Source organism: Blastocatellia bacterium (assembly GCA_035275065.1).
Taxonomy (GTDB): domain Bacteria; phylum Acidobacteriota; class Blastocatellia; order UBA7656; family UBA7656; genus DATENM01.
This window is the reverse complement of record DATENM010000028.1, coordinates 1-14,154: the sequence shown is the minus strand read 5'-3', so window position 1 is coordinate 14,154 and position 14,154 is coordinate 1. Positions and strand designations below refer to the sequence as shown.

The following is a 14,154-nucleotide window of genomic DNA, read 5'->3' as shown; positions in this document are numbered from 1 at the left end:
GCGCATCACTCATTGACTTTGAGCACGGCGAGAAACGCCTCTTGTGGGATTTCGACTTTGCCGACGCGCTTCATGCGCTTCTTGCCTTCTTTCTGCTTTTCGAGCAGCTTGCGCTTGCGCGTGATGTCGCCGCCGTAGCATTTCGCCAGGACGTTTTTGCCCATCGCCTTGACGCTCTCGCGGGCGATGATCTTGCTGCCGATGGCCGCCTGAATCGCTACCTCGAACATCTGGCGCGGGATCAACTGGCGCATCTTCTCGACCAGCGCCCGGCCCCGCGGGTAAGCATGGTCGCGATGCACGATGCTCGACAGCGCATCCACCTGCTCGCCGGCGACCATGATGTCGAGCTTGACCAGCGCGCCTTCGCGATAGCCGGTCAGCTCGTAATCGAACGACGCATAACCGCGCGACAGCGATTTCAAGCGGTCGTAAAAATCCAACATGATCTCTGACAGCGGCAGCTCGTACGTGAGCAGCACGCGCTTCGGTGTCAGGTACTCGAACCCAAGCTGCGTGCCGCGCCGCTCTTCCAACAGCGCGAACAGCGGCCCGACGAATTCATCATTCGTCATAATCATGGCGCGGATGATCGGCTCTTCGATCTGCTCGATCTTGCCGGGGTCGGGCAGCCGCGACGGGCTGTCTATCTCGAAGGTCTCGCCGGCGGTCGTCGTCACGCGATAGCGCACGTTCGGCGCAGTCGTGATCAACTCCAGGTCGAACTCGCGTTCGAGCCGCTCCTGCACGATCTCCATGTGCAGCAATCCGAGGAAGCCGCAGCGGAAGCCGAAGCCGAGCGCCGCCGATGATTCCGGCTCATAAAAAAATGACGAATCGTTCAGGCGCAGCTTGTCGAGCGCATCGCGCAACTCTTCATAACGGTTCGATTCGACCGGGTAGAGGCCGGCAAAGACCATCGGCTTGATACGCTTAAAGCCGGGGAAGGGCGTTGTCGTCGGGCGCGCCGCTTCGGTCACCGTGTCGCCGATCTCGACGTCGGCGACCGTCTTGATCGACGCCGTGAAGAAGCCGACTTCGCCGGTGCCGAGCTCGCCAATCTCGCGCGGCTTGGGCGTCAGCACCCCGAGGGCATCCACCTGATACTCCTTGTCTGTGTTCATCAAGCGCACGCGCATGCCCGTGCGAATCTGGCCGTCGATGACGCGCATCAGGACGACGACGCCGCGATAGCTATCAAACCACGAATCGAAGATCAGCGCCTTGAGCGGCGCCGCCGGGTCGCCGGTCGGCGGCGGCACCAGGCGGACGATGGATTCGAGCACCTCTTCGATGCCGATGCCCTGCTTGGCTGAAATCAACAGGACGTTATCGGTTTCGAGGCCGATGCTTTGATCGATCTCTTCCATCACGCGCTCAGGCTCGGCGCCCGGCAGATCGATCTTGTTGATGACAGGAATCAGTTGCAGGTTGTGGTCGAGCGCCAGGTAGGTGTTTGCCAGCGTCTGCGCCTCGACGCCCTGCGAGGCGTCAACCACCAGCAGCGCGCCTTCGCAGGCCGATAGCGAGCGCGAGACCTCGTAAGAAAAGTCTACGTGGCCGGGCGTGTCAATCAGGTTGAGCAGGTATTCCTGGCCGTCTTTGGCTTTATAGTTCAAGCGCACGGCGTGGGCTTTGATGGTGATGCCGCGCTCGCGCTCCAAATCCATTGCATCAAGGACCTGTTCGGACATCTCGCGCTCAGAGAGCGCGCCGGTGGTTTCGAGCAGGCGGTCGGCAAGCGTGCTCTTGCCGTGATCGATGTGCGCGATGATGGAAAAGTTTCTTACCTTCGAGTGATCGGCCATTATGATTTTGGATTTTCGATTTTCATAGCTTAGCGCTTCGCACCGGCGATTTTGGATTGAGTTCAATTCGTTTCATTCGATCTCTCCCTAACCGCTAAGATTCAGCTTAACACCCGCCAATCCAAAATCGAAAATCTAAAATCAGGCGGCCTGGTCGCGCGCCATCAACGCCGCGCCGATCATGCCTGCGGATGGGCCGGCTTTGGCGATGACGATCTCGCAACTGTTGAACGAGGGCGGGAAGGCGCGCCGGCGCGTTTCTTTAATCGTCGGCTTCAAGATCAAATCGCCGGCCTCCATCACGCCGCCGCCCATCACGACCATCTCGATGTTCAGCAGGTTGATGACCGCCGCCAGCGCAATGCCCAGGAACATGCCCGTGCGCTCCATCATGACCTGCGCCATCTCGTCGCCTTCGCGAGCGGCGCGGGCGATGTCTTCGGCGGTAAACTCGCGGTCGCGCGGGATGGCCAGCCTTGAGAGCGACGAGGTGCGGTCGCGGTACAGGCGCTCGCGCGTGCGGCGCACGATGTTCGGCCCCGAGGCAATCGTTTCCAGGCAGCCGATGTTGCCGCAGCCGCACTCGATGCCTTCAGGGTCAATCGTCATATGGCCGAATTCGCCGGCGAACCCGGCGGCACCGCGATAAATCTGGCCGTTGATAATCAGCCCGGAGCCGATGCCCGTCCCCAGTGTGACGAAGAAGACATCGCGCCGCCCGCGCGCCGCGCCGACCTGCAATTCGGCATAGGCGGCGGCATTGGCGTCGTTGTCCATCACCACCGGCAGGTCGAGCGCCGCCGATAGCTCGCCGATCAGGTCAACGTGAGACAGTTCAGGCAGGTTCGTCAGCACTTCGATGCGATTCGTCTTGCGGTTGACGAGCCCGGGGACGCCGAGGCCGACGCCGGCCACTCGCCCGCCGGCCTGCGGATTCTCGCGCAAGCCGCGCGCCGCTTCGATAATCTGCGCAAAGAGCCGGTCGGCCTTCTGCTGCTCGCTATCGTAGCGCGTTTCGTGAAGAATCTCGCCGGTTGCCGAAACCAGCGCGGCCTTCAGCGTCGTGCCGCCGAGGTCAAGGCCAATGAAGACAGGGTCGTTGGTCGCAAGTGTTGTCATAAAGCAGATGTCCAGGTCGAGATGCGAATGTCAGCCGCGGGCCGGCGACGGCGCGCCCGGGATGACACACTCGGTCGGTGATTGAAGCCCAAGCTGCACAACGAATTGGCTTACCGAGCATAACAAAGGCGCGAATGGGATGTCAATTTTCGCCTCGTTCAGCTACAATCCACAGGCTCCGGCGCGAAGCCATGTACGAACTGTTAAGAGAGTATGGGTTATGGGCGGTCTTCTTCGGCACGATGCTCGAAGGCGACCTGACGCTGCTGCTGGCGGGCGTGTTGGCGCGCGCCGGCCTGTTTAGCTTCGGCGAAGCGCTGCTGGTCGGCACGGCGGGCGGCATGGTCGGCGATTCGCTCAGTTACTTTATCGGCGCGCGCTTCCGCAATCGCGCCCGCACCCTTAAAGTTTTCATGAAGGCGCGCGGGCGCATCGAGAAGCTGATGAGCCGCTTCGGCGTACTGTCGGTCTTCATCGTCAAATACGTCTACGGGCTGCGCACGGCGAGCGCCATCTTCTGGGGACTGGCGCAGTTCGGCTATTTGAAATTCGCGGCGCTCACCCTAGCAAGTTGCGCCGTCTGGGTCGGCTTGCTTGCCGGATTGGGCTTTACCTTCGCCACCGGCGTGCAAACTTTGATTGGCGATCTGCACCGCTTTCAAATCATCCTGCTGATCGCGCTGATCATCATCGCCACCGTCTACGTCATCAGCCGCTTCGAGCGCCAGGTGATCGAAGAAGAGAAGACCTTTTTCGCCGAAACTGAAGAAGAGAAAGAGATGATCGAAAAGGGCAAAGAGATTCTGCACAAAGCGATGACCCATGTGCATCTGCCGGCGTCACACGCGGACGACACCGAGACGAAGCCGGCGGCGCGTGAAAAGACCACCGGCGAGGATTGAGCAAAACCATTGACGCTCAACCGCCCGTATTGCCGGAGTGAATGGCCGTGATTGCCGAAACCATCTCTCATTATCGCATCAGCAGGAAGCTCGGCGCGGGCGGCATGGGCGAAGTCTATCTCGCCGAAGACAGTCGCCTGGGCCGGCAGGTGGCGCTCAAATTTCTGCCCGCCTCTTATCAGTATGATCCCGACCGCCGCGCCCGCTTTATGAAAGAAGCGCGCGCCGCTTCGGCTCTGCGTTCGCCCTATATCGCCGCCATCTATGACATCGGCGAGCATGACGGCACGATGTTTATTGCGATGGAGTACGTCGAGGGCGAGCTCTTGCAGACGCGCACCGAGCGTGGCCCGATCCCCGCACGCGAAGTCATCGAGATTGCCGAGCAGATCGCCGACGCGCTCGACGAGGCGCACGGCCTGGGGATCATTCACCGCGACGTTAAGAGCGCCAACCTGATCCTGACGCCGCGCGGCCTGGTGAAGGTGCTCGACTTCGGGCTGGCCAAGATGAACGAGCTGCGCGACACGGCGAACAGCGGCGATTTCACCACCCCGCTCGGCCAGCAGACCGCCGCCGGCCTGGTGCTCGGCACCGTCACTTATATGTCGCCCGAACAGGCGCTGGGCCGGCAGCTCGACGGGCGCAGCGACCTCTTCTCGCTCGGCGTGGTGCTCTACGAGATGCTCACCGGGCGCTTGCCGTTCAAAGGGACAACCGCCACCGAGATCATCGATCACATCCTGCACACCGACCCATTGCCGGTGGCGCAGTTCAGCACCGACACGCCCGCCGAGCTGGAGCGCCTGGTCAGAAAATGCATGGAGAAAGACCGCGACCGGCGCTATCAATCGGCGCGCGAGCTGGCCATCGATCTGCGCAACCTCAAACGCGATCTTGATTCCGGCACGCTTTCGACCTCCGGCCTGCGGACGCAAACCTACAGCGGCCAGACGGGGAGGCAGACCCGCTCGCGGCGCGCCATTGATTCGCTGGCCATCCTGCCGCTTGCCAACGAGAGCCTTGATGCGGAAACCGAATATCTGGCCGACGGCATCACCGAATCGATCATCAACAGCCTGTCGCAAATCCCCAAGCTGCGCGTCATGGCGCGCTCGACGGTCTTTCGTTACAAAGGCCGCGACCTTGATCCGCTCAGCGTCGGGCGCGAGCTTGGCGTGCGCGCCGTGCTGCTCGGGCGCATGCTCAGCCGCGGCGACACGCTGATCATCAAAGTCGAGCTGGTCGACACCGGCGACGGCTCGCACCTGTGGGGCGAAAATTACAATCGCCCGCTGGCCGACATCTTCGCCATCGAAGCCGATATCTCCAGCGTCATCTCCGAAAAGCTCCGCCTGCGGCTCGACAGCGCGCAGAAGAAGCGCCTGACGAAGCGCCACACCGAAAAGACCGAAGCCTATCAGCTCTATCTCAAGGGCCGCGCCTGCTGGAACCGGCGGACGGCGGACAGTCTCAAGCGCGGCATCGAGTATTTCAACGAGGCGATTGCCGCCGATCCAGGCTACGCGCTGGCCTACGCCGGCCTGGCTGACTCTTACAACATCCTGGCGAGCTACAGCGCCCTGGCGCCCGACGAAGCCTTTCCGAAAGCGCGCGAGGCGGCGATGAAGGCGTTACAGCTCGACGAGCGCCTGCCCGAAGCGCACGCCTCGATGGCCTTCGTCACCTTCGGCTATTCGTGGGACTTCGCGCAGGCCGACCGCGAATTCCGCCGCGCCCTCGATCTCAATCCCGGCTATGCGGTGGCGCACCAGTGGTACGCCTTATACCTGGCAGCGATGCGCCGCACGGACGAAGCCATTGCCGAAATCGAGCGCGCCGAACAGCTCGACCCGCTGTCGCTGCCGATCATCACAAACAAGGGCTGGATCTATTATCTGGCGCGGCGCGATGACGAAGCCCTGGCGACGCTCGGCAGGGCGCTAGAGCTGGATCAGGATTTTGTGCTGGCGCACCGGCGGCTCGGCCAGGTCTACGAATCGCAGCGGCGCTTCGGTGACGCGCGGCGCGAGTATGAAAGGTGTCTTCAGCTTGCGCCTAATGACGTGGAATCGCTGGCGGCGCTCGGCCACGCGTATGGTATGAGCGGCGAAACCGAGCGCGCCCGCGAGATCATCAATCGGCTGACCGGCATCGCCCAGTGCCACTATATCCCGGCCTTCCTGGTCGCCATGATTCACATTGGCATAGGCGACCTGGATGCGGCCTTCGCCTTGCTTGAAAAGGCGTGCGAAGAACATTACGGCTTTCTCACCTACATCAACGTCGGCCCGGTCTTTGACCCGCTGCGCAGCGACCCGCGACTTGCCGAGCTGACGGCGCGCATTGGCATCTGAATAGGAAGCGATAGGCAGGAAGCGCGAGCGGTTACCCAAACAGCGACTGCTCGTAGCGGTAGCAGTGAATGTCCAGCTCGCCGAGCGCGAAATGCACCGGCCGGCAGTGGTAGCGATTTGCCGGCAGCGCCGTGTAGGCGGCGGGCGTAAGTAATATCTCATCCTCGCTGGCGATGTCTTCGCCGAGCTTGCATGCGACGTTCATCTCCGAGCCGAACAGGTCTTCGTCGCCGATGACCAGCGTGTCGCCGTAGCCGATGCCGAGGCTGCCGTGCAGGTGGCGCTCGGGCGGCAGCACTTTGTTGATGGCGGCAAAGCCGCGCAGAATGTCGAGCGCCGCTTCGAGGGCCTGCGCCGGCTCATTGAAGATGGCGAAGATGTCGTCAGCCTCCTGCTTGATGACCTGCCCGCCGTTGCCCTGAATGGCGGGCCGCGCCACCTCTTCCATCTGGCGAATCATGGCGAGAAAGTGAATGATGCCATAGGCCATGGTGAGCTGCGTGAAGCCGCACATATCCATTGTCAGGATCGCCACCTTGCGCTCGAAAGTGCGGGCAATCTGCTGGTCGATCTGGGCGGCGCGCTCGGCGTGCTGGTTCCTTTCCGAGAGCAACTGATTGAGGTACGCGCGCCCGCTGGCAAACGGCACGGCGGGCGCCGGCAACGAGCGCGTCTCGGGCTCGTCGTGCGGCTGGTCGGATGATGGCGGCTGCTCGCTCATGGCTTATGCTGCGAATTGAGTGCGCGTCGTTGGCTGTGGCTTACCGCAGAGGACGCAGAGGGCGCAGAGGCATAAAACTCCTTTGCGCCCTCTGCGTCCTCTGCGGTGAATACTCATATCGCTACTTGGCGTTGATGAACTCGCGGATGTAGCCGTTGATCAGTTGCGGCTTTTCGTGAATCACCCAGTGCGAGCCTTCGGGGATGCGCTTGATCGTCAGTTGCGGCACGTACTGGTCGAGGCCCACGAGGTTGCCGGTCAATAGCGCCGCGTCCTTCTCGCCCCAGATCACCAGCGTCGGCACCTTGACGTTGAGCGAGGGGAAGGAAGTCGCAAAGCTCGCGCCCTCCTTTTGCCCTTCGGTTGGCGGGCCGACGCGGGCGGCGCGGTAGTAATTCAAGCCGCCCGTCAGCGCCCCCGGCTGCGACCACGCGGCGATGTAGGCTTCCTTGTCTTCCTCGGTGAAGGTGCCGTTCTTCAAGCCTTCGCCCAGAACGACCTGCACCAGCGTGGCATAGTTGTTGGCCGACAGCGTCTGCTCGGCCTGCGGGCTGCGGAACATCAGCATGTAGCCGGACGCCTTCTGCTGCGCCGGGTTCTCTTTCAGCTCGCGGGCAAAGACGCCGGGGTGCGGCGCGTTGATGATGACCAGTTTTTCCAGCGTCTCCGGATGGGCGATGGCGTAGGCCCAGGCGACCGCGCCGCCCCAATCGTGCGCCACCAGAATGAACTTCTTGTGGCCGAGCTTTTCAGCAAGCGCGCGCACGTCCTCGATCAGGTACTTGACCTGATACTGTTCAACCTCCGCGGGCTTCGCCGACAGGTTGTAGCCGCGCATGTCTGGGGCCACCGCCGTGTAGTCTTTGCCGAATTCGAGGAGCTGATTCTTCCATTCGTACCAGAACTCCGGGAAGCCGTGCAGGAAGACGATCAGCTTCTTGCCGTGGCCCGCCGTCGCATAATGCAGGCGGACGCCGTTCACTTCCGCATAGTCGTGCTTGATCATGGGCTGACCTTTCTTGTCGTCGGCGGTGCGGGCGGCGGCGCACACGGCGAGGAGCATCACGACGAGAGCGCTTAAGAGCAGTTGCCGCGTCCGGCGAGTGTGATGAGCGATCATAGGTTTCACCTTTGGGTTGAGCGGCCCGCTACTTCTTCTTGCCGGTCGGGTGCAGATACTGCTGCGGCGGGCCTTCGTAGATGGTGTAGCAGCGCTGGCAGCGGTGCAGCGTGTTGCCGGGCGCGGCCTTTGAGAGCGCGTCGGGCGGCGCCGTCTGCCACTGCTTGACGTGGGCCTGACAGCGTTTGCCCTTTTCGTCCCTGGCGGTGCAGACGGTCTGGCCGGGCAGCAAGGGCGTGTACGCGCCCGTCTTCTCGGTGCCCGGCTGAATCCGCCGCGATTGGATACTGGCGACCCCCACTGGTCCCATTCGTTTACCCCCTGAACGACGTTACCCGCCGCATGATAAGCCGATTTCAAGTAAAAAGTAAAAAGACAAAAGGCAAAAGTTAGCTAAGGAAGTAAATAGATAAGTCCGGCCTATCTCTTAATCCGGCTCCGCACTTTTGCCTTTTGCCTTTTTACTTTTTACTTCTTTTTACACCGTGCGCGGCATCGTTCTTGAGATTTCCGTAGTATACTCTCGATGATGCGCCAGTGGCCGAAAGTCAATCTGTCATCAAAAACCCGGCTGATCGCCATCGCCGCCGTCGCCTTGCTGCTGCCGACGATGGTGCTGTCGGTCATGCAGTTCCGCTCGCTGGCCGACCTCGAAGACAAGACCAAAGTCGCTGTGCAGGCGAATATGCGGCAGACCTTGCAGACCGTGTCGCGCAAGGTCGAAGAGAATTTGAAAGGGCTGGCGCGCAAGAATCTCGGCGCCATCAACCTGGCCGAGATCGATTCGAAAGACACGCAGGCGCTCGAACGGCGCTTCGCCGCCATCAAGCAGGAAGACCCGGAGATTGAAACGCTCTTTGCCTTTTCACTGTGCGAGCGGACGAAAGAGTATTCTTGCCTGTTCTACGGCGATGGCGGGCTGCGCCGCTTCGACTGGCCCGCCATCATGATGAGCCCGGAGGCGCTGGCCGCCTACAAGGCCTTCAACCGCGCCTTCGCCTCGCGCCCGCCGGATGGCAAAGCTGATTACCTGTTCTGGCAGACCCCGTGTTGCCAGGATTCGCCGAACAAAGACGGCAGCAAGTTTCAAGAGTATATCTTCCGCCCGCTGCTGTGCTGCGAGCCCAAAGACTGCATCGCTTTCTCAGGCATGTCGCTCAAGCCGAGCTACGTCGCCGACACCTACCTGCCGGATATGATGCCCGCCCTGCTGCGCAGCTGCGACATTGACGACCATGACTCGGTGCTCGCCCTGGCGATCATTGACGAGTCGAACAACGAGGTCTTCACCAACCGCACAGACAAGGCCGACAAGGGCGATTACGAAATCAAGATGAGCTTCGCGCCGGTCTTCCCGCAGTGGAAGCTGGCGCTCGGCTACAAGAACACCACCATCGAACAGCTGGCGAAGGACAACTTCACCAAGAACCTGCTGCTGACCCTGCTGCTGCTATCGATCTTAATTCTGGGGATCATTCTGACGCTGCGCGCCACGTCGCGCGAGATGAAGTTGGCCGAGGCCAAGTCGACGTTTGTGTCGAACGTCTCGCACGAGCTGAAGACGCCGCTCGCCTTGATCCGCTTGTTTGCCGAAACCCTCGAACTGGGCCGCGTCAAGAACGCCGAGAAGGCGCACGAGTACCATCGCATCATCAACAGCGAGAGCCGGCGGCTGACGCAGCTCATCAACAACATTCTCGACTTCTCGAAGATCGAAGCGGGCCGCAAAGAATATCAGTTCGTTGAATCCGACGTCGCCGAAGTCGCCGAAGACGTGCTGAAGAGTTACGAGTACCAGATCACCAGCGCCGGCTTCGAGCTGACCACAGACATCGCCGCGGACCTGCCGCCCGTGTCCATTGACCGCGACGCCATCTCGCAGGCGCTGTTGAATCTGGTCAACAACGCCGTGAAGTATTCCGACGACATCAAGAAGATCAGCGTGCGTTTGCGCCGCCGCGACGGCTTTGTCGCCATCGAGGTGGCCGACCACGGCATCGGCATCCCGCGCTCGGAGCAGGAAAAGATTTTCGAGAAGTTCTATCGCGTCAGCACGGGCCTGGTGCATGACACGAAGGGCAGCGGCCTGGGGCTGGCGCTGGTCAAGCACATTGTCGAGGCCCACAAGGGCAATATTCAGCTTGAGAGCGCGCCCGGGCGCGGCAGCCGCTTTACGATTTTGATTCCGGCCAACGGCGCCGAAGCCGCCTCAAAGACGGTGAAGTTTGACGGAGGGTATCCGGTTGCAGAAGGTGCTAATCATTGAAGACGAGCCCGACATGGTGCTCGGCCTGAAAGACAACTTCGAGTACGAAGGCTATGATGTGACGGTCGCGCGCGATGGCCGCGAAGGGTTGACGCGCGCGCTCGCAGACCGCCCCGATGTCATCCTGCTCGACATCATGCTGCCGAAGATGAGCGGCCTCGACGTCTGCCGCGAGCTGCGCAACCAGGGATTAGACACGCCGGTCATCATGCTGACGGCGCGCGGCCAGGAGATCGATAAAGTCATCGGCCTGGAGATGGGCGCCGACGATTACGTCACCAAGCCGTTCAGCATTAAAGAATTGCTCGCCCGCGTGCGCGCCCAGTTGCGCCGCGCCACCCGCCAGGTCGCCGAGGTCGAAGCCTACACCTTCGGAGAAGTGGCGCTGAACTTCAAGCGCTATGAAGCGACGCGCAGCGGCAACGCCCTTGAGCTGTCGCCGCGCGAGTTCGAGTTGTTGAAGTATTTCATCCAGCATCGCGGCGAAACGATCACCCGCGACCAGTTGCTCGATGATGTGTGGGGGTATGACAATTACCCGTTCACGCGCACCGTCGACAATCATATCGCCAAGCTGCGGCAGAAGGTCGAAGCCGTGCCCGCCGACCCCAAGTACATCATCACCGTCCACCGCGTTGGCTATAAATTCCTCGGCTAATCACTTCCCGCCGGTCGCCCTACGGGGGGCTATGCGCCGCAGCACTTCTTGTACTTCTTGCCGCTGCCGCAGGTGCATAGCTCGTTGCGCCCGACGCGCGGGCCTTTGTGGCGCATCGGCTTGGCGACCTCTTCTTCGCCGCCCGCAAACGCCGTCTCGTTGGCTTTGGTGAACGCCACACGGCCGCGGCGCTGGCGGCGGCGGCGCTCCAGGAGTTGCTGCTCGACCGGGGCGGTCACCTGGACTTGAAAGTTAAACAGGTAGCGCACGGTTTCCGTGTCTATGCGGTTGAGCATCGCCTGGAACAGGCCGAATGACTCGCGCTTGTATTCGACCAGCGGGTCTTTCTGGCCGTAGCCGCGCAGGTGTATGCCTTCCTTCAAGTGGTCGAGCGCCAGCAGGTGATCCTTCCACTGCGCGTCAACGATGTTGAGCATGATGTAACGCTCAAGGTTGCGCATCGCCTCGACGCCGATCTGCACTTCCTTCTCGGCATAGCGGGCTTCGAGCCGCTGCCAGAGCTTCTCCTGCGCCCCTTCGGGGCTCAACTCTTCAAGCCGTATGTGCTCCTGATCGACCTCGAAGTCGAAGACCTTGCGCAGCTCTTCTTTGAAGCCGGTGATGTCCCATTCGTGCGGCGCTTGCTCGCGCGGCATATACTGTCCGATCAAATCGTCGAGCAAGTCTTCGGCGCGGCCGAGAATGTCTTCGCGCTGCGATTGGCTCTGTTGTTCCGGGGTCTCACCATAGTAGCCGGTCAGCAACTGGCGGCGGATGGTGTAGATCGCCTCGCGCTGCTTGTTCATCACGTCGTCGTACTCAAGCAGGTGTTTGCGTATCGAAAAGTTGTGGCCTTCGACGGACTTCTGCGCCCCCTCGATCCGCTTAGAGACCAGCCTGGATTCGATGGGCACCCCTTCTTCCATCCCGAGCTTGAGCATAAGCCCCTTGATGCGCTCGCCCCCGAATATGCGCATCAGGTCGTCCTCAAGAGAAAGATAAAATCGTGACGAGCCGGGGTCGCCCTGACGGCCCGAGCGCCCGCGGAGCTGGTTGTCTATACGCCGGGATTCATGGCGCTCGGTCCCGAGTATGTGAAGCCCGCCCAAGGATACTACCTCTTCGTGCTCCGCGTCCGTGATCTTGCGCGCTCGCTCGATGGCCTGCTCCCACTGCTGCTCGGTCGCCTCCTCCGGGTTGACCTCTTTCTCTTTCAGGTACTGGCGCGCAAGGAACTCGGGGTTGCCGCCGAGCAGTATGTCCGTGCCGCGGCCGGCCATGTTCGTCGCTATGGTGACCTGGCCCTTGCGCCCCGCCTGGGCGACGATGTCGGCCTCGCGCCCGGCGTGCTCGGGCTTGGCGTTTAAGACGTTGTGCGGCACGCGCATCTTCTTGAGCTGGGCGGAGATCATCTCGGAGTTTTCGACCGACACGGTGCCGACCAGTACGGGCTGGCCCTTCTGGTGAAGCTCCTTGATCTCCTGCACGACCGCCTCGTACTTCTCTTGCGCGGTCCGGTAGATAACGTCGGAGTGGTCTTTGCGGACCATATCCCTGTTCGTGGGGACGACCGCCACGTCGAGCTTATAAATGTTGGCGAACTCGGAAGCCTCCGTCTCGGCAGTACCCGTCATCCCGGCGAGCTTGGCGTACATGCGGAAATAATTCTGAAGCGTGATGGTGGCGAGCGTCTGGTTCTCTGCCTCGATCTTCACGCCCTCTTTCGCCTCGACGGCCTGATGGAGCCCGTCCGACCACCGGCGGCCCGGCATGACGCGGCCCGTGAACTCGTCTACGATTATCACCTCGCCGTCCTTGACTATGTACTGCTTGTCGAGGTTGTAAAGCGTGTGCGCCTTCAGCCCTTGCTCGACGCAGTGCAGCAACTCCATGTTCGTGGGGTCGTAGAGGTTAGAGACGCCCGTGAACCGTTCGGCCACCTCCACGCCCTCTTCGGTGAGCGAGGCCGAGTGCTGTTTTTCGTCGACGTGGTAAAGCAGGCGCGGGTCCTGTTTGAGGTCGATGTCCCCGTCTTCTTTTTTAATCTCGGCCACGCGCTTCTGCTGCTCGGCCTTGAGCCGCACTATGCAGTCATTGGCGACGTAGTATTTCTCGGTCGACTCTTCGGACGCGCCCGAAATGATGAGCGGCGTCCGCGCCTCGTCGATGAGGATCGAGTCAACTTCGTCGACTATCGCGTAGTAGTGGCCGCGCTGCACCATCGCCGAAGGGTCGAACTTCATGTTGTCGCGCAGGTAGTCGAAGCCGAACTCGTTGTTCGTCCCGTAGGTTATGTCAGCGTTGTACGCCTCTTTGCGCTCCATATCGTCCATGTCGTGCTGTATGCAGCCGACCGTTAGCCCGAGGAAGCGGTAAATCTTGCCCATCCACTCGGTGTCGCGCTTGGCGAGGTAGTCGTTGACTGTGACGACGTGGACGCCGCGCCCGGCGACTGCGTTCAGGTAGGCGGGCAGCGTGGCGACGAGGGTTTTGCCCTCGCCCGTCTTCATCTCGGCGATCATCCCGCGGTGCAGCACCATGCCGCCGATCAACTGTACGTCGAAGTGGCGCATGCCCGTAGACCTTCGCGACGCCTCGCGTACGACCGCGAATGCCTCGACCAGTATCTCTTCGAGCGCCTCGTCGACCGCCTGGCGGAGAGCCTTCTTCTGCTCTTCGAACGTGCCGCTTTCGACGTCGGCCTCGCTCACGCGGCGGTCGACGAACTCGCGGAACTTTATTGTGCGGGCGCGCAGGTCGTCGTCGCTCAGACCCTTCATCTCCGCCTCAAGCTGATTGATCTGGGTGACTATGGGCCACAAGCGTTTAAGCAATCGCTCGTTGGCGCTGCCAAAAATCTTCGTTGCGACTTTGTTTACTATTGCGGTCATTTTTTCTAGTTCCCGGCCTCAGGTTCTTCAGAAAAACTAGAGACCAATCAGCCTGCTGGCCTCGGGCGCGCTCGGCGGCCCTGGGCAGCAGGCTTACGATAAACGCTCAGTTTTAATCAAAGGCATGCTCACAGCCGGCCTTCAAACCTATCGACGACACCACTAAAGATTTTATTGGATGCGAAACGGTGAGTCAAACCGCGCGTCAGCACACGCGCCGCGCGGCCCGTCATCGGTGTGGGTGTCAGGCGCTTGGAGACACCGGTCCCCCGGAGCGCTGGCGGACTGTCAGCCCGGCGCACAGCTGTGCGT

10 protein-coding genes are annotated in these 14,154 nt (G+C 61.4%); 4 read left to right on the top strand and 6 right to left on the bottom strand.

What is annotated here, in order from left to right; all coding sequences use genetic code 11:
- Positions 1-5 precede the first annotated feature (5 nt).
- Together lepA and VJ464_05075 are read right to left on the bottom strand one after the other, a co-directional pair.
- On the bottom strand, positions 6-1,808 hold the full coding sequence (gene lepA, locus VJ464_05080) for a translation elongation factor 4 (protein HKQ04480.1): 1,803 nt from the start codon (positions 1,806-1,808) through the stop codon (positions 6-8).
- 141 nt (positions 1,809-1,949) lie between these two features.
- Positions 1,950-2,927 carry an ROK family protein gene (locus tag VJ464_05075; GenBank protein ID HKQ04479.1) on the bottom strand — a complete coding sequence of 326 codons (978 nt, stop codon included), beginning with the start codon at positions 2,925-2,927 and terminating at the stop codon, positions 1,950-1,952.
- Positions 2,928-3,118: 191 nt separating this feature from the next.
- Between VJ464_05075 and VJ464_05070 the strand changes: the two genes are divergently transcribed.
- Positions 3,119-3,829, top strand: a complete 711-nt coding sequence (locus VJ464_05070) for a DedA family protein (GenBank protein ID HKQ04478.1) — start codon at positions 3,119-3,121, stop codon at positions 3,827-3,829.
- A 41-nt stretch (positions 3,830-3,870) separates the two neighbouring features.
- The gene (locus VJ464_05065) at positions 3,871-6,186 is read left to right on the top strand and encodes a protein kinase (GenBank protein ID HKQ04477.1); all 2,316 of its coding nucleotides are present in this window, start codon (positions 3,871-3,873) and stop codon (positions 6,184-6,186) included.
- 31 nt (positions 6,187-6,217) lie between these two features.
- On the opposite strand, the gene VJ464_05060 is transcribed toward VJ464_05065, so the two are convergent.
- The 3 genes from VJ464_05060 to VJ464_05050 form a co-directional block, all read right to left on the bottom strand.
- Positions 6,218-6,907, bottom strand: coding sequence for an adenylate/guanylate cyclase domain-containing protein (locus VJ464_05060; protein HKQ04476.1), 690 nt, complete (start codon positions 6,905-6,907; stop codon positions 6,218-6,220).
- A gap of 121 nt (positions 6,908-7,028) precedes the next feature.
- Complete coding sequence (locus VJ464_05055; GenBank protein ID HKQ04475.1) at positions 7,029-8,027, bottom strand: alpha/beta hydrolase; 999 nt, start codon at positions 8,025-8,027, stop codon at positions 7,029-7,031.
- Between the two features lie 28 nt (positions 8,028-8,055).
- The gene (locus VJ464_05050; GenBank protein HKQ04474.1) at positions 8,056-8,337 is read right to left on the bottom strand and encodes a hypothetical protein; all 282 of its coding nucleotides are present in this window, start codon (positions 8,335-8,337) and stop codon (positions 8,056-8,058) included.
- A 216-nt stretch (positions 8,338-8,553) separates the two neighbouring features.
- Here VJ464_05050 and VJ464_05045 point away from each other — a divergent pair, with 216 nt between their 5' ends.
- Both VJ464_05045 and VJ464_05040 read left to right on the top strand, forming a co-directional pair.
- Positions 8,554-10,293, top strand: coding sequence for a HAMP domain-containing sensor histidine kinase (locus VJ464_05045; GenBank protein HKQ04473.1), 1,740 nt, complete (start codon positions 8,554-8,556; stop codon positions 10,291-10,293).
- A complete protein-coding gene (locus VJ464_05040) occupies positions 10,280-10,951 on the top strand; it encodes a response regulator transcription factor (GenBank protein ID HKQ04472.1) in 672 nt (223 codons plus the stop codon). The genes VJ464_05045 and VJ464_05040 overlap by 14 nt, the downstream gene beginning before the upstream one ends.
- Positions 10,952-10,980: 29 nt before the next feature.
- Here the strand turns inward: VJ464_05040 and secA are convergent, their stop codons facing one another.
- The gene (gene secA, locus VJ464_05035) at positions 10,981-13,842 is read right to left on the bottom strand and encodes a preprotein translocase subunit SecA (GenBank protein ID HKQ04471.1); all 2,862 of its coding nucleotides are present in this window, start codon (positions 13,840-13,842) and stop codon (positions 10,981-10,983) included.
- Between the last annotated feature and the right edge of the window lie 312 nt (positions 13,843-14,154).